Consider the following 15,711-nt stretch of genomic DNA (forward strand, 5'->3'; position numbering starts at 1 on the left):
TTGTCGGTGTTCCGGGTTCATGCGAGGGCGCCGGTGGCGCGGGCCGGGTTCGCGTCCGAGGCCGCGTTGTGGTCGTGCAGCGCGCGGTAGGCGTGGAAGAGGACGAATCCCTGGGTGCCCCAGGTCGCCAGTGCGGCGGTGTAGAAGATCGTGCGGTCCGCGTCGTCGAACGGCAGCGGGAAGAAGTCGTAGATCAACGCGATGGTGGTCCCGGCGGCGGTGACCAGGCCCGTCCGGATCGCGAGCCGCTTCGCGCCCGCGTCCCAGAGCCGCTTGACGAAGTACCCGAGGAAGGCGGCCGTGAGGAGGTTGACGACGACGTAGAACACGGCGACCCAGTACGCGATGCCGCCCGTGTGGAGCTCCGCGCCGTGGAACGGACGGAGGAACAGACCGGCCACGATCGCGACTCCGAACACGGCGATGTCGACGCCGCGGCTCGGCTTGTAGCGGTGGGTGACCATCATCAGGCCCATGATCAGGATGAGCGTGATGCCGACCGACCGGGAGAAGGCGTCGAGGAAGTACGCCAGGTCGTACAGGGCGCTGTCGCCCTTGGCGCCGAGCAGCGACCAGAGCAGGAAGTTGCTGCCCGACGTCGCGACGACCATCAGTTCGAGACCGAGGAGGTAGTTGCCGTACCTGCGGACGAGTTTCCAGCCGTAGAAGTAGCCGACGAAGATCATCCACAGGTCGGCCAGCAGGAACAGCACCTCCCTCATCGAGCCGCCCCCTCTCGGACGACGCGGGGCAGGAGGGTGAGGACGCGCTCGGCGGTGCGCTGGCCGGCCAAGACCGCGCCGTTCATGGTGCCGGCCCATTCGCCGGCGGTCTCGGTGCCGGCCCAGTGGACGCGCCCGTGGGGCTCGGTCAGCGCCTTGCCGTAACTCGTGGTCGCGTGGGGGCCGGCGGCAGGGTGGGGGCCGCCCGGGGCGAACGGTTCCGATCCCCAGCAGTGGTCCAGGTAGTCGATCGAGGTGCGGGCCTGCGGTCCGTAGAGGTCGACGAGCTGCCGGACGACCATGTCGCGTCGGGTCTCGGGGTCGAAGCCGTCGAAGACGCGGGGGTCGCAGAAGGTCATCAGGACGCCCGGTCCGCCGGGGTCGGGGGACACGTCGAAGGTGATGAACACGGTTCCGGTGTCGGTCACCGCCTCGCCGGAGAGACCCTCGACCCGCCAGAACGGCTTCTCATAGGCGACGAAGGCCTTGCTCAGCGAGCCCATGGGCCAGGTTCGCGCGAGCCCTTCGGCCTGTTCGGGCAGAGCGGGCTCGAAGGCGATGGCGGCGCGGTGCTCCGGTGCGGCCGTGACGATCGCGTACCCGGCGCGGATCTCGCCGGAGTCGGTGCTGACGGTGACGCCGTCGTCGTCCTGCGTGACGCGGCGCACCGGCGTGTCCAGGCGCACACGGTCGCCCAGCCGCTCCGCCAGCCGCTTCGCGATCTCCTGGGTGGTCTCGACGAACCGGTCCTCGTTCGCTCCGCCCTCGACGTCCAGCATGTGGTTGAGCCCGCCCGCCGCACGGATGTAGCGCAGTACGTGCAACAGGGAGACGTCTCCCGGGGTGCAGCCCCACTGCACCTTGCTCACGATGGTCATCAGCGCACGGGTGTTGGGCAGCGCGTTCTTCCGGTCGAGCCATTCGCCGAACGAGAGGGCGTCGAGCCTGTCGGCCCCGGGCGTCTCCCACGGGGCGTTCACGTCGATGGTCGCGACCAGTTTGTTCACGGCCGTCTGCATGCGGGCCATGTCCAGCAGGGTCGCGGGGGAGACCTTGGGAATGGTGCCGCTGTAGGTGCGGCGCCGGCCGGCCAGCCACAGGACGTTGCGGCCCTGGGCGAACTGGCCGGTCGTGGTGCACCCCACCCGGCGCGCGAGGTCCCGGATGGCGGTGTGGCGTGGTGCCACCCATGTCGCTCCGAGGTCCACCTTCACGCCCGCCACCTCACCGGAGCGCGAGCGGCCTCCGACCCGGTCGCGGCCTTCCACGACCAGGACGGACCGCCCCATGCTCACCAGCCGTTCGGCGGCGCTCAGACCGGCGAAGCCGGCGCCGACGATGACGACGTCGACCGTGGTCTCGCTGGAGTGGGACTTACGAGATCCGGACATGGTTTCCTCCTTCGCCCACGCGGTTCGCGTGCTGCGCGATGTAGGTGGTGACGGGGCCGACGAGGCCCTCGGGGATGTGGTGGCCCATGCCGGGGACGACCACGTGCTGCGCCGAGCGGATCGCCCTGACGGTCGCGGCGCCGCCGCTCGGGTGCACCAGCGGATCCCGGTCGCCGTTGATGACCAGAGTCGGGGCGCTGATCCCGCCCAGCTGGGCCGTCCGGTCCCCGGAGCGCTGGATGGCCTGGATCTGGCGCGCCGTGCCGGCCGCCGGGTCGCCGGCGCTGCGGTCCCAGCCGCGAGCCGCGATGGCCGCCTCGGCCGCGTCGTCGATGGGGTGCCCCGTTCCCGCGACGTGACGGGTGAGCCTCAGGTGGGCACGGACCGCCGCGGTTCTGTTCCTCGCCGGCGGGGCGGCGAGGAGCCGCATCGTCGACAGGGCCGGCTGACCGACCTTGCGCGCTCCGGTCGTGGAGTAGAGGGAGGCCAGCGACAGGACCCGCTCGGGTGCTGTGGCCGCGATCGTCTGCGCGATCATTCCGCCCATCGACCGCCCGACCAGGTGCACCCGCACGATTCCGAGATGGTCGAGCACGCCGATGGCATCCTGGGCCATGTCGGCCAGTGCGTATGCGTCGCCGCGCGGACGCGCGGCGATCTGGCGCCAGGTTCCGGGCGGGGGCGCGGCGACGAACGTCGACTGGCCCACGTCGCGGTTGTCGATCGCGACGACCCGGAAACCGCCGGCGACGAGGGAGCTGACGAACGAGTCGGTCCAGAAGGTGAGGTCTTCGCCCAGTCCCGCGATGAGCAGCATCGCGGGGTCGTCCTGGTCGCCGTGGTCCCGGAAGCAGATCGTCATCCCGGACGGCAGGGCCGCGTACTGGTCGGCGCTCCCGGCGCCGCTCGTCTCAGGCACGGGTGCCCCGCCTGTCACCGGGCGCCGGCGCGGCCGTCCGGCGGACGCCGAACCGGAGGTTCTCATCGGCCACCGGGCCGCGCAGGGCCTTGGCGTCCTCGGGGTAGGACATAGCCATCCGCCAGGGCTTTTCGGGGCCCTGCTTGGGCATGAGCTTCTCGCTGCGCTTGGCATATCCGGCCTGGATGTCCATGACGGGCCTGCGGTTCAATCCCGACGGTGCGACCGGAACCACCGTGTCGTATCCACGGGCGTCCATGTGCCGGACCAGGTCGATGAAGTAGCGACACATCAGACTCACCTTGAGCGTCCAGGACGAGGTGGTGTAACCGATCGCCATCGCCCAGTTCGGGATCCCGCTCAACAGCATGCCGCGGTAACAGAGCGCGTCCGCGAGGTCGATCTGGCGCCCGTCGACCACGAGGGGCATGCCGCCGAAGAGCTGCAGGTTCAGCCCCGTCGCGGTGACGATGACGTCGGCTTCCAGCTCCTCGCCCGACGCCAGGACGATTCCGCGCCTGCTGAACCGCGCCACGGCCTCGGTGACGACGGAGGCCCTTCCGTCCGTGATCGAGTCGAAGAAGTCGCCGTTCGGCGCCACGCACACCCGCTGGTCCCACGGGTCGTACGGCGGGTTGAAGTGCTTGTCGACGTCGAACCCCTTGGGAAGGCGTTTGACGTTCTCGCGCCGGATGAAGGCCCGTCCTGCCCTGGGGAACCTCCGCAGCCCCTTCACGACGGCGTGTTCGGTCCAGATGTTCTTGAACCGCGTCACGGCGTACCCGCGCTCTTCCCCGAGCAGCTTCGTGAGCGCCAGCGCGACCCCGTCGACACGGGGGAGCGCCATGACGTAGGTGGGGGTGCGCTGCAGCATCGTCACGTGCCGGGCGGCGCCCGCCCCTGCGGTCATGGCCGGCACCAGCGTGATCGCGGTCGCGCCGCTGCCGATGACGACGACCTTCTTGTCGCTGTAGTCGAGCCCCTCGGGCCAGTGCTGCGGATGGACGATCCGGCCCTCGAACTCGTCCCGCCCCTGGAACTCCGGGGAGAACCCCTCGTCGTACCGGTAGTAGCCGGTGGCGGCGAAGACCCATCCCGCGTGGATCGTCCTGGTCCGGGTCGCTCCCGTGGCGGGGTCCGACGTCTGGACGGTGAGGGTCCACCGCGAGTCCGCCGTGGACCACTCCGCACGGACGACCCGGTGGCCGAGCCTGAGGACGCGCTCCAGGCCGTTCTCCTCGACGGTCTCGTGGAGGTACTCCTTGATGAGGGGAGCGTCGGCGATCGCGGCTTCGTGGCGCCAGGGCTTGAACGCGTATCCGAACGTGTGGAGGTCGGAGTCCGAGCGGATGCCGGGATAGCGGAACAGGTCCCACGTGCCTCCGATGTCGTCGCGCGCCTCCAGCACGGCGAGCGACTTGTCAGGCAGCTCCCGGCTGAAATAGGTGGCCGCGCCGATCCCGGAGATCCCGGCCCCGACGATCACCACGTCGAACTCCTCGACGGCGTCCAACACCTCAGCTGTCATGGCGTTTCCTCGCTGTTCCTGTGGCGGTTACCTCACTGTCGCGAGCCGCGACCGCCTGCGAGAACGACAGCGGGCACCTCTCTTGCCAGGGCTCGGTGCACGATGCACAGGCGGGCCGGGAGCTGCGCGCCCGTACAGTGCCTGATGTTCGAGCCGCGACCTTCACCGAGGCCGGGACTCGCCCTTTCGCGGAGTTCGTAGCCATTGCGGGGGCGGGGGCGGCGGGATAGAGGTTTGCCCCTCAGATGTTTAGTAGTGCTAAACATCTGGTTGTGGTCGTACGAAGAGGCCGACCCCGCTGTCGTCGCGGGCCCGCTCGGAGCCACCTTCTCTCCGGACCGAACAGGAGAGGCAGCAGCCGGATCTGCGCGCTTCGCTGCGCGAAAGGCCGCTTCGGTATGCCGCGCGTGGGCGTACCGCCTCACGCACCCCTTCACCCACCCATGACGAGCCGGTGCCGGCCCGTGAGCGAAAGGTGGTCGCGATGACCGACCTCCCCATGACAGGGCACGTCGAAGTACCTGGTGGTGAAACCGGATCGGGCGACCCGCTCCACCGAGGGCTCGGTGTGTCGCAGATCGTCTTCACGGTCGTCGCCGCGGCGGCGCCGCTCGGGCTTGTGGCCGGCGGGGTCCCGCTCGCCTTCGCCGTGAGCGGCAGCCCGGGGATGCCGCTGTACTTCGTGCTGTCCACCGTGCTGCTGTTGGTCTTCGCGGTCGGCTTCACACAGATGGCCGGACGGGTACGCGACGCGGGCGCCTTCTACGCCTACGTCCAGGCGGGACTGGGCCGGATCCCCGGTCTCTCGGCCGCGACCCTCGCGCTCTTCTCCTACGCACTGCTTCTCGTCGGGGTGAACGCCTACGTTGGGGTCGCGACGAGCAACGTCATCGAGCGGTATGCCGACGTCGGCTCCCCTTGGTGGGCGTGGGCGCTCGTCTCGCTGGGCGTCATCGCCTTCCTCGGCTATCGCGACATCGAATTGAGCGCCAAGGTGCTCGGTGCCGTGCTGGTGCTGGAATCCCTGCTGCTCTTTGTCCTGGACCTCGGCATCGTGGGTCACGGCGGCGCCCACGGCCTGACGGCCGAGCCGATGTTGCCCTCGGTCGTAGGCACCGGCTCCTTGGGGCTCGGCGTCATGTTCGCCCTCTTCGGGTTCATCGGATTCGAAGCGACGGCAGTGTTCCGCAACGAGGCGAAGGACCCCGACGTCACCGTCCCGCGGGCGACGTACGTCGCGATCCTGGTGATCGGGGTCTTCTACGCGCTCACCGTGTGGGCGATCGTGGTGGGGGCTGGCGTCGACACCGTGGTCGGAGCCGCGCAGGCCGACCCCGAGGGCCTGGTCCTCACGCTGACGCGGCGCTACGTGGGGTCCATCTGGGCCGACGCCATGCAACTCTTGCTGATCACAAGCCAGTTCGCCTGTGTTCTTGCCTTCCACAACGTCGTGACGCGCTACCAATTCGCGCTGTCCCGAGCCGGCGCGCTTCCGCCGCCGCTGGGCGTCGTCCACCCCCGGCACCGCGCGCCGTCGGCGTCCTCGGCCGTCGCATCGACCGTCGCGTTCGTCACCACGCTCGTCGTCGCCGCGCTCGACCTCGACCCGATCGCGGACCTATACGCCTGGTTCTCCGGTGCCGCCACCCTCGGCGTCGTCCTGCTGCTGGCAGCCACCAGCCTCGCGGTCATCGGGTTCTTCCGGCGCGCCGGCGGACGGCAGCCGGTGTGGCGGACGGCCGTGGCCCCAGGCGTCGCCTTCCTCGGCCTGGCGTCTGTGGGCGGCCTGATGGTCGCCAATTTCCCGCTCCTCGTCGGCACCGTCACGGGCGCCTGGGTGATCGGCGGGCTCGTCGCCCTCTCGGCCGTTGCCGGCGCGGTGCAGGCCCTCGTCCTGCGAGCGCGCCGCCCGGCCGTCTACGAGCGGCTCTGAGAGACTCGCCGATCAGCTCATAAGCGCAGGGACGCGGCCGGTCTGTGCACCGTGCACCGTCCCCGGGGGAGGCCGGTGCACGGTGTCGTTCTCACCGCGGCCGCGGCCTGTGATCGTGGGGTACGAGGCAACCGCCACCGGCGAAGTCCGGTTTCGCCGAGCACCGTTTCGTGGGCGGGCCGACCGGGCGCCCAGAGGAGTGACGTTGAAGAATCGGACTGTCGTAGTGGGGCTCGGCGCCACTGGGCGGGCCATCGCCTCTTCCTTGCTGCAACGCGCGGACGTGGAGATCGTGGGAGCGGCGGACGGGGACCCCCGCGTGGTCGGTCAAGACCTCGGAGTGTTCCTCGGCGGCGTCGCGAACGGTGTCGTCGTGAGCGACCCGACCGAGCTGCCTGCCGCCGACCTCGCGATCGTGGCGACCGTCTCGGATCTGCACAGGGTGGCCGACGTCCTGCTGCCGCTGCTGGAGCGGTCGTACAACGTCCTGAGCATCTGCGAAGAACTGGCCCACCCATGGCGGAGCCACCCCGATCTGGCCCGGCGGCTCGACGACACGGCGAAGGCGCACGGCGTGACCGTCCTGGGCAGCGGGGCGAACCCGGGCGTGCTGATGGACACCCTTCCTCTCCTCCTGACCACACTGACCCAGCGCGTGGAGAGCGTGCGGATCCGCCGCCGGACGAACATGTCACGCTACGGCGCGATCCTGTCGAAGTTCGGCCTCGGTCTGACCATGCGCGAGTTCGCGACGGCTCACAGCCGGGGCGAGGTCGTCGGGCACCACGGCTTCGAGCAGGCCATCGGGGCGCTCGCGGCAGGGCTCGGATGGGATCTCGACTCGGTGGACGTGGGAGAGGTCGAACCCGCTGTCGTGACGACTTCGCCGCGCGTCGGGGAGCACATGCGTATCGAACCAGGGCAAATCGCGGCGGTCACTCACGCCGCCCGGGGCATGCTCAAGGGCGAGGTGGTGATCGATCTGGAGATCACGTTCGGGTTCTTCGAGCCGGCCGACGAGGTGGCCGCGGGCGACGACTACCAGATCGTCGGAGAGGAGCAGGTAATCGACCTCCGTTCCTCCGTGGGCTTCGATTCCTTCCTCAGCACCGTCGCGGCGGCTGTCAACGCCTCCACCGCGGTCGTCGAGGCGCGTCCCGGTCTCCTGTCGATGGGGGACCTGCCCGCCCGTTCGGTCGCGGCCAAGGGAGAACGGCGAGCGGGCCGGGCCTCGCTCGGGGCCACTACTTCTCAGGGCTGAGACGGAGACGCAGAAGACGGAGAACCTCCTGTTCGCCGTCTTCACGCGTCTCGCCAAAGAGTCGCCCGTCACGGTTGACCCGCAGGACGGGAACGGGGGCTCGGGCGCGCTGCCGAGCACGCCTCGACGCGGAGTACGAAGTGGGGCAGATGCCCCACCTGGAAGGAGATCGGAACAGCATGAGGACCGACAGCACGAAGTACACCAACTTCACCGGCTGGATCGACCCGCCGGACGACGTGCAGCCCGCGCTGGACGGCGATCTCACCTGCGACATCGCCGTCATCGGCGGCGGCACGGGCGGCATGGCGGCTGCGCTGCGCCTCGCGGAGCGCGACCAGGACGTCGTCCTGCTGGAGGCCGAGTTCTGCGGCTACGGCTCGGCCTCGCGCAACGGCGGTCAGATCGCCGGGGCGCCGGGTGGCGACTTGCGGATGCTCAGCCTCCAGTCCCCGAAGAAGGTGCCGATCATGGCCAGACTGGCGGAGCACGCGGGCCGTTACGTGGAAGACCTCATCAAGACGCACGACATCGACTGCGATTACGTGGCGAACGGCCTGGTGTGGGGTGCGGTATCCCCTTTCATGATGTTCAGGGTGCGCACCCAGGCGGCGATCCTGCGCGCCTTCGGTGGGCACGGGACCGTCGGCAGCAGAGAGGAGCTCGGCCTCCCCGCCGGCTTTGTGGGCGGTATGCGGGAATCCATCGGCGGGATGCTGAACCCGGGCAAGCTGGCCCGTGGTGTGCGTCGCGCACTGCTCGGCTCCTCGGCGAGGGTTTTCGAACAGACGCGGGTGAGCGATGTCCGGCGCGCAGGCGGCATCGTCGAGATCACGACACCGCACGGCACCGTGCGGGCCCAAAAGGTGCTGCTCGCCACCAGCGTCTACGGCGGCGAGTGGGACATCACGCCGAAGAACCTCGCGACGCCGCTGTACGTCATCGAGATCGAGTCGGAACCCATCGCGCCGGAGCGGCTCGCCGCGCTGGACTGGACCAATCGGTCCGGCATCATCACCCAGCACCAGGTGATGACCCACTACCGGCTCACCGAGCGCAACACCATCGTCTGCGGGGTCCGCCAAGCGCAGCGAGGCCAGACCTACCCGCTCCCGGACCGTGTCCCGGACCCCCGTGTCGTGCGCGACATGGGGAAGGATCTGGCCAACCGGTTCCCGTCGCTGTCCGACGTGGCCATCGAGCGGGCCTGGGGCGGTTGGATCGGCATCAGCCCGGACTGGCTGGCGGTCGCCGGGCAGGTCGGTGACAACGTCTTCTACGCGATGGCCTGCAACGGCCACGGCCTCTGCCAGGTGCCGTACGTGACACATCAGCTCGCCGACTACATCGTCGACGGCGAGATGCCGGAGGACCTCGCCGGCATCTGGTCGGACGCCTCGAAATACTCGCGGTCGATGTCGCTGCTGATGCAGCCGTTCGTCCTCCGAGCCGTCTGGGGGCTGGACCGGTTCAACGACTTCTTCAACGGCAGCAGAACGCTGGCCCGGCGGGCGCTGCGTCGCGGCAGGCGCGGAGGCTACTGAGGGCCGAGCGACGCCTGCTCCGTGACGGCGCGGTGCGAGATCGCCACCCCGCTACGACAAGACCGCCCGGTCCTGCGAAACAGCCGCCGCCCTCGCGTCACCCTGATGTGGGCCCGGCATGCGACGACAGGATCTAGGCGGGCTCTCGCGCGGCGCGCAATAGGGGGAGGCGACAGGACCCAGGGGACCTTGCTCACCGTCGTGCCCGGATTGTCGAACTGGTGAAGCGTCTGGCCGGAGAACGAGGTGGACGCCCCTGCCGACAGCATCCGGGCCCCGCGCCCGACGATCAGACGGGTCGAGCCGCTCAGTCCCATCGCGAAGATCGCGGCGGTGCCGAGCCGATAGGGGCCGCCGGTGCCCCCGCCTGGCTCGATCACGGAACGGAATACCTGGAACGCCGTGGTGTCGGCGGGCGTGAGCAGGTATTCGGCCACACCCTCACCACCCATGTCGATCCGGCTTCCACCGTCCACGGCTTGCTCGTCGGGGTATGCGAACAGCTCCCCGACCCCGATCCGCAGCACCTCGCAGAAGCGCAGCAACGTCGGGACGGACACGCTGGTGAGCCCGCGCTCCAACTGGCTCAGAAAGCCCTTGGTGACCTCTGCCCGGTGCGTGACCTCCGTCAATGACAACCCGCGGTCGAGCCTGATCTTCTGCAGCTGCGCGCCTGTGGACGCTTCGAGGGCGGCGGCGCCCCTTTCCGCTCCGCCTGCTGTCCCGCTGTCACCGATGGACACGGTGTGCTCACCGCCCGTCCCCAGGCCGAGGTCGTGCGTCTGTCAGGGGAGGGGCCGACCCGGACGAGTGGTCTCCGTGACACGCGGCTAAGGCATGCGCGTCAGGGGATGTCGGCGCGCCCCTGTGAAGGGAGCGACGGCGTTGAACCCTTTGTGGAGCCGACGAGGGCGTGCTAAATCTGCCGCTGTTTAGCGATGATAGACAGCGCTGGTTCGCGCATTCGCCGTCGGCCAGTACTTCATCTATCGGTGACACGGCATGTCGGGAGCCTTGGCTCCCCGAGAGCAGAGGGACACTGAGAGCATGGAAGAGCTGTGGCCCCCGCCCTCGCGCGAGGTCGCTGACGCGATCAGGTCACTGTGCCAGCGCCTGCTGACGGAAACGGACGCCCTGGTCGACGCTTTCGCGGGGCCCTCCCTCATCGCCCAGAACGATCCCGCCCTCCTCGCGGACGCGTCGCTGGTCGAGGAGGATCTCGCACTCAACCGCTCCGACCTCGCCCAATGGTTGACCGCAAACGTTCAACAACCGGGTCGGAGGGTAGAGCCCTACGTTAGTCAGAGGACCACGGCGTACATCAACGATCTCGTCTCCCGGGGCATCGCGCCCGACTTCGCCGTCGCCTGGCGCGTGGCCCTGGGGATCGGCTGGCGGCGTTGGCTCGAGGAATGCGTGGCGTTCTGCGCCGACCCCGACTTTCTCGTCGGGGTCCTGGACGTGACGGCGCAGTCGATGGTGCAGTACGCCCTCGACTCCGTCGCCGCCCTGCGGCAAGCTGGCCTCGCCGCGGCGATGGGGAACATGCATGCCGAGGAGATCGCGCTGATCCAGCTGATCGCCAGTGGGGCACCGATGGCGGAGGACCTTGCCGAAGGGCAGTTGCGCTACCGGCTGGCGCGGTGGCACATGAGCCTCGTCCTCTGGGTCGATGATCTTCAGGACGGCGGCGCCCTGGACGAGGCGATCGCCGCCGTGCGCTCCTCCGCCGGCGGCCGAAGCGCCCTGGTGGCGCGCGCCAGCGCCGCGTCGCGGTGGATCTGGCTCTCGGGGGAGACCGTCCCGGACCCTCACCACGTGGAGAAGGAACTCGCGGCGGCCGCCGAGGTCCGCGCCGCAGTGGGAAGGCCGGGACGCGGCCTCGAAGGATTCCGCTCCAGCCACCAGGACGCCCTCGCGGCGCAGGCGCTGGTGATCCGGCTGGGGTCCGACCGGTGCTTCACCGCCTACGCCGACGTCGAGCTGATAGACGCGCTCACGAAGGACCGGCCCGGCGCACGCCGGTTCGTCATCAACACCCTCGGGCCATTGGCCGAAGCCGACACAGCGCTGCGGCAGGCACTGCTCACCTATGTACAGTGCGGATTCAGTACGACCCGCGCGGCCGCCAACCTCTACGCGCACCGCAACACCGTCGAACGGCGGGTCTCACGCGCCAACGAGCTTTCGGCCGTCAAGGTGGAGGACAATCCGACCCATGTGGCGGCGGCGCTCCTGGTGCTGGACATCGCACCCGACATCGTGACGATCGCTCCGAGCTGAACTCACATGCGGCCGCGTGGCTCGAGCCTCCTTGCCATGGAAGGAGGGCGACGGTTACACCGCCGCCCAGAGGCTGACGTCGGAGGCCGGAACGGTGTGAAGATGCCCCGTGCCCTCCGCGCGTGCGTCAGGGGTCGCACATAGCGCCCACGTCGCACGTAATGCCCATTGTGAGCACGTTTGGCGCCCGCCACGCTACAGGCCTGCGACTTTCCTTCGGCTCTACATGTTTCACGATGACCGACCAGGTGGACATGTGGCTGGACGACAACGGCCTCAACACCCAGCCGGTCAACCCGGTGGCTACGCTGCTCGCGGGGCGCTTCGGCCGGACCTACCAGGACTACCACGGCGCCGTTCTGCTGACCGGCCGAGCGGACGACGAGGGGGAGACCCTGCCGCTCAACAGGGACAAGATGCTCGCCATCCTGGTAACGCTCGCCGACCTCTGACGAAGCCTCCCTGGGCCTGGATGTGCCCCGGGACCTGGACCTCGGCGACCGCAAGAAGCCCCTGGAGCAGCTCGGCGTGGACCTGCTCGGGCATGCCACGATCGTCGGGCTGGTCAAGGACGTGCTGCCCGAGACACAGGCCGGTCTCCTGGTCGCCTCCCGCCCCTGCTCGCTCACCGCATGAACCAGATCCGCGAACAGGGCGGCCGCGCACTCCTCGCCGCGCACCTGGCCCGCCTCACCACCGACACGGGGAAGGAAGGGGCGTGGAAGGAAAACGCCGGCGGCTCGGCCGCGGCCGGCCGTCTTGTGAACGCGACCCTGCAAGCCCTGACGACACCGCCCTGTGCCCCGGCCGGGCCCGCGTCCCCGGTACGGATCCGGGTCTCCGCGGCGGCGGCCCGCACCCGCTCCACCACCACCCCGGCCACCGCCGCGCCCGGGCAGCCGGCCCCGGCGGAAGCCGCGGTCCCCGCGCACCGGCAGCAGGCCGGACCGGCCAAGGGGGCGGGGCGTTCGCGGTGAGCTCGGCTGCACAGAGCCCGGCCCGCGCGCGGCTGTTCGGCGTCTACGCTGACCGATCCAGGGCCGGCGCCCGCGTCTGCCGGGGCAGCGGGGTGAAGGCCCAAGCCCCCGAGCCTGCTCCTGCTGGGCCTGTGGTGTCGCCGGGCCGGCCGGGCCATACCGTCCGGGGCCTGCGCCCGGGCTGGGGCTCGCGCCCGGCATGGCGCTCGTGGTTGAGCTGGAGCTCGTAAGCGGGTTGATGCTCGGGCCCGAGCCCGAGCCCGAGCCCGAGCCCGCGTCCGATCCCGATCCCGAGCTCGGGCGGGGGTTGGGGCCCAGTCCTGCTGGGTCCGCTCCGCCCGACTGTCGGCCCGGGCGGGAGCCGGGCGGGTTGCGGCTGCGCGCGGTGACGAGCGGGGTAGTGCGCGGGCGGGTCCGCGCCCGCGCCCAGCTGGCGGCGGCCGGGGAGCGGGGTGAGGGCCCAAGGCCCCGAGCCCGCTCCTGCTGCGGCCGGACCGGGGTCGGGCCGTACCGCCCGGGCCCGGGCTGGTGCTCGTGGTTGAGCTGGAGCTCGTCAGCGGGTTGATGCTCGGGCTCGGGTTGGAGTCCAGGCGCGGGTCCGAGCGCGGCTCACCTCGGCGCTGGCCCGCGGCTCGGTGGCGGTCGCCATGGCCGGGGTGGTGATCGGCGAGACGATCGGTCCGGCGGTGGTCGGCGTGGCCTGGCTCGGCGCCCGCACCCGCGACGGCCTGACCTGGCTGGAGGTGGCCGGTTCCCTGGCCCTGGCCCGCTCGGTGAACCGGAATCCGGCAACTGACGTTAGATTGGGGTGTGTTGGATCAGGCCTGGGGGGGCGATGGACAGAGCGACGTCGTACATCGTGGGGCCGGAGCTGTTCGCCGAGCTCGGACTGAAGGCGGCCGCCCTCGTGGCGGTGCTCGCCCTCCTCCTCGCCCTCTCCTCCGCCCGTAACGCCCTGCGCAAGCGCCGGGCGCTGCGGATCGCGGAGGAGGCCGAGGCCGCGCGGCGCGCGGAGCGCGAGGAGGAGGAACGGCGCAGGCAGGCGGAGTGGGCGGCGCGGCCGAAACCCGCTCCGGAACCGGACCCCCGGCGGGATCCCGCGTGGCCGGAGCTGGTCTACGACCACGTCCTGAAGGAGCTGCTCAAGAAGCCCGGGGACAGCTCACGGATCAGCCGACTCTCGAAGGACGTGCCGGCCTACCTGTCCCTGGACGAGATCGACCGGGCCCTGGACCGGGCTGTCCGCGAGGGCATCGCCCTGTTCGACCACGACCGGCAGCACTGGCGGCTCACCCGCCGCGGGAGCCGCATCTTCGAAGAGTTCGCAGGAGACAGGAAGCGCATGGACGAGACAGAGAACAGGCGGGACCAGCCGCGCGTCACGATCGACGCCCGCGGCGCGGGCAACGTGGCACACACGGTCCACGGGGGCATCTCCGGCACCACGGTGCACAACGCGGCGCCGGGGGCGTCCGCGCCGCCGGGGGAGGTGGACCTGGCGGCGGTCCTGGAGCTGCTGGAGCAGCTCCGCAGCGCCCTTCTTGGGGCGGAAGGGCTTTCGGAGCTGGCGCGCGAGCGGGCCGCGGGCGACCTGGGCGAGGTCGCCCGCGAACTGCGCGCCCCGGAGGAGGAACGGGAGCCGGGCCGCATCCGGGCCGCCCTGGAACGGCTCCGCGTGACCTTCGTCGGGGTGGACGGCCTGATCGTGGTCGTGAACCAGATCGGGGACCACCTCCGCGGCTGGCTCAGCCCCTGACGCGGTCCAGCAGCGCGGCGTACGCCACACCGCCGCTACTCCAGGGCGCGTCCTGGGGCGGCCGCGGACTCCCCCCGGCCCGTCGTCGGAGCGGGCTGGGGCTCGCAAGCGGGTTGATGCTCCGGCCCGGTCTGGAGCCCGCGCCCGCGGCCAACCCCCGCCCGCGTCCGGGCTCGGGCTCGGGCGGGGGTTGGGGTCCAGTCCTGCTGGGCCCGCTCCGCCCGGCTGGCGGCCCGGGCGGAGCGGGCGGGAGCCGGGCGGGCGGGAGCCGGGCGGGCGGGAGCCGGGCGGGCGGGAGCCGGGCGGGTTGCGGCTGCGTCGCGGTGACCAGGGGTCCGCGGCGCGGTCGGGTTCGCGCCCGTCTCCCAGCTGGCGGCGGTCGGGGGAGCGGGGCGAAGGCCCAGTGCCCCGGGCCCGCTCCTGCTGAGCCTCTGGTGCCGCCGGACGAGGGCCGGGCCGTACCGTCCGGGCCCGCGCCTGGGCTGGTGCTCGTGGTTGAGCTGGAGCTCGTAAGCGGGTTGATGCCCGGGCCCGGGAACCCGGCGGGTTGATGCTCGGGCTGGAGCTCGTAGACCTGGACGCGGGCCCGGATCGCAGAGCGAGGCCGCCTCGCCCGCCTGCGCAGCCCGGCCTCGGCCGACCTCATCACCACCCCCGGGGAGCTGAGCAAGGCACTGGTCTACCTCTACGAAGCCGCCGGCGGCCCGCCGCTGAGCCTCCTGGTCGCACGGGCGGACGGAGCACATCTGCTGCCGAGGAGCACCGCCGGGCGGGTCGTGACCGGGCAGGTCCTTCCGGCCAGCCGCCAGCAGTGCATCGCCTTCCTGTCTGCCTGCGGGATCGGATCGCGCCTGCGGAAGCGCTGGGCGGACGCCTACGACCGGCTCACCGCCCCCACAGCTGCGCGATCCTGGCAGTACGTCCCGATGAACAGGGACGGGAAGGCCGCAGCGACCCTCCCGCGGCACCGCCACCGCGACGAAGGTCTAAAGGACGCAACCGTGGCGACCATGCGGCTGTCGGACCTGCAGCACGGGACCGGCCTGGAGACACGCCGGGGCGGAGAGGTGCTGGTGCGGGAGCTGCTGGCCAGGCCCGTTTCCCGCCGCGAAAGCCGACTGCTGCGGCGGCTGCAAGCGGCGTAAGCCGGCCCGGCCCTCGCCTTGCCCGCTGTTGGTGCCGGGCCCGCCGGTCTTCCGGGTCCGGATACATGTCTGGGCCCCGACCCGGGGGGAGGGGGTCGGGGCCCAGCGGGTGCCGCGGGTCAGGACCGCGGCAGGCGCTGATGAGTCAGTGGTGCAGGGTGTCCTTGATGTCTTCCTTGGCCTGGCGGGCGTTGCCCTTGGCCTGGTCGGCGTGGCCCTCGGCGGTCATCCGCTCGTTGCCGACCGCACGGC

The 15,711-nt window shown here is 70.9% G+C and carries 14 protein-coding genes and 2 pseudogenes; 10 read left to right on the plus strand and 6 right to left on the minus strand.

The annotated features are described in order from the left end of the window. Positions 1–17: 17 nt before the first annotated feature. From ACGFXC_RS36525 to ACGFXC_RS36540, 4 genes are read right to left on the minus strand one after another with little or no spacing between them, the layout of a single operon-like run. The gene (locus tag ACGFXC_RS36525) at positions 18–722 is read right to left on the minus strand and encodes a transporter (RefSeq protein ID WP_393719244.1); all 705 of its coding nucleotides are present in this window, start codon (positions 720–722) and stop codon (positions 18–20) included. Next, positions 719–2,113, minus strand: coding sequence for a flavin monoamine oxidase family protein (locus ACGFXC_RS36530; protein WP_393719245.1), 1,395 nt, complete (start codon positions 2,111–2,113; stop codon positions 719–721). Before ACGFXC_RS36530 ends, ACGFXC_RS36525 begins: the two co-directional genes overlap by 4 nt. Continuing rightward, entirely contained in the window at positions 2,097–3,032 is a 936-nt protein-coding gene (locus tag ACGFXC_RS36535; protein WP_393719246.1) for an alpha/beta fold hydrolase, read from the minus strand. Before ACGFXC_RS36535 ends, ACGFXC_RS36530 begins: the two co-directional genes overlap by 17 nt. Further along, positions 3,025–4,560, minus strand: a complete 1,536-nt coding sequence (locus tag ACGFXC_RS36540) for a flavin-containing monooxygenase (protein WP_393719247.1) — start codon at positions 4,558–4,560, stop codon at positions 3,025–3,027. The genes ACGFXC_RS36535 and ACGFXC_RS36540 overlap by 8 nt, the downstream gene beginning before the upstream one ends. Before the next feature lie 484 nt (positions 4,561–5,044). Between ACGFXC_RS36540 and ACGFXC_RS36545 the strand changes: the two genes are divergently transcribed. From ACGFXC_RS36545 to ACGFXC_RS36555, 3 genes are all read left to right on the plus strand, one after another. After that, positions 5,045–6,493, plus strand: coding sequence for an APC family permease (locus tag ACGFXC_RS36545; protein WP_393719248.1), 1,449 nt, complete (start codon positions 5,045–5,047; stop codon positions 6,491–6,493). 226 nt (positions 6,494–6,719) lie between these two features. After that, complete coding sequence (locus tag ACGFXC_RS36550) at positions 6,720–7,754, plus strand: dihydrodipicolinate reductase (RefSeq protein ID WP_393719249.1); 1,035 nt, start codon at positions 6,720–6,722, stop codon at positions 7,752–7,754. Between the two features lie 179 nt (positions 7,755–7,933). Then, positions 7,934–9,298, plus strand: a complete 1,365-nt coding sequence (locus ACGFXC_RS36555) for an NAD(P)/FAD-dependent oxidoreductase (protein ID WP_393719250.1) — start codon at positions 7,934–7,936, stop codon at positions 9,296–9,298. Here the strand turns inward: ACGFXC_RS36555 and ACGFXC_RS36560 are convergent. Further along, entirely contained in the window at positions 9,292–10,041 is a 750-nt protein-coding gene (locus ACGFXC_RS36560; RefSeq protein ID WP_393719251.1) for a helix-turn-helix domain-containing protein, read from the minus strand. The genes ACGFXC_RS36555 and ACGFXC_RS36560 overlap by 7 nt on opposite strands. A 304-nt stretch (positions 10,042–10,345) precedes the next feature. On the opposite strand from ACGFXC_RS36560, the gene ACGFXC_RS36565 reads away from it, so the two are divergent. From ACGFXC_RS36565 to ACGFXC_RS36595, 7 genes and pseudogenes are all read left to right on the plus strand, one after another. Beyond that, a complete protein-coding gene (locus ACGFXC_RS36565; RefSeq protein ID WP_393719252.1) occupies positions 10,346–11,581 on the plus strand; it encodes a helix-turn-helix domain-containing protein in 1,236 nt (411 codons plus the stop codon). Positions 11,582–11,817: 236 nt separating this feature from the next. Further along, positions 11,818–12,033: a DUF3846 domain-containing protein gene (locus ACGFXC_RS36570; RefSeq protein ID WP_393719253.1), complete on the plus strand. Its 216-nt coding sequence runs from the start codon at positions 11,818–11,820 to the stop codon at positions 12,031–12,033. A 22-nt stretch (positions 12,034–12,055) separates the two neighbouring features. Further along, positions 12,056–12,217: a hypothetical protein gene (locus ACGFXC_RS36575; RefSeq protein ID WP_393719254.1), complete on the plus strand. Its 162-nt coding sequence runs from the start codon at positions 12,056–12,058 to the stop codon at positions 12,215–12,217. Continuing rightward, a complete protein-coding gene (locus ACGFXC_RS36580; RefSeq protein ID WP_393719255.1) occupies positions 12,214–12,558 on the plus strand; it encodes a hypothetical protein in 345 nt (114 codons plus the stop codon). The genes ACGFXC_RS36575 and ACGFXC_RS36580 overlap by 4 nt, the downstream gene beginning before the upstream one ends. A 608-nt stretch (positions 12,559–13,166) precedes the next feature. Next, positions 13,167–13,451 (plus strand): annotated as a pseudogene (locus tag ACGFXC_RS36585) (hypothetical protein); the annotation flags it as partial. Beyond that, positions 13,394–14,314 (plus strand): hypothetical protein, encoded by a 921-nt coding sequence (locus ACGFXC_RS36590; RefSeq protein WP_393719256.1) that lies wholly within the window; start codon positions 13,394–13,396, stop codon positions 14,312–14,314. The pseudogene ACGFXC_RS36585 and the gene ACGFXC_RS36590, both read left to right, overlap by 58 nt. A 926-nt stretch (positions 14,315–15,240) precedes the next feature. After that, positions 15,241–15,459: a hypothetical protein gene (locus tag ACGFXC_RS36595; protein WP_393719257.1), complete on the plus strand. Its 219-nt coding sequence runs from the start codon at positions 15,241–15,243 to the stop codon at positions 15,457–15,459. A 145-nt stretch (positions 15,460–15,604) separates the two neighbouring features. On the opposite strand, the pseudogene ACGFXC_RS36600 reads toward ACGFXC_RS36595, so the two are convergent. Continuing rightward, positions 15,605–15,711 (minus strand): annotated as a pseudogene (locus ACGFXC_RS36600) (CsbD family protein); the annotation flags it as partial.

This window comes from Streptomyces sp. NPDC048507 (genome assembly GCF_043199995.1).
Classification (GTDB): Bacteria; Actinomycetota; Actinomycetes; order Streptomycetales; family Streptomycetaceae; genus Streptomyces.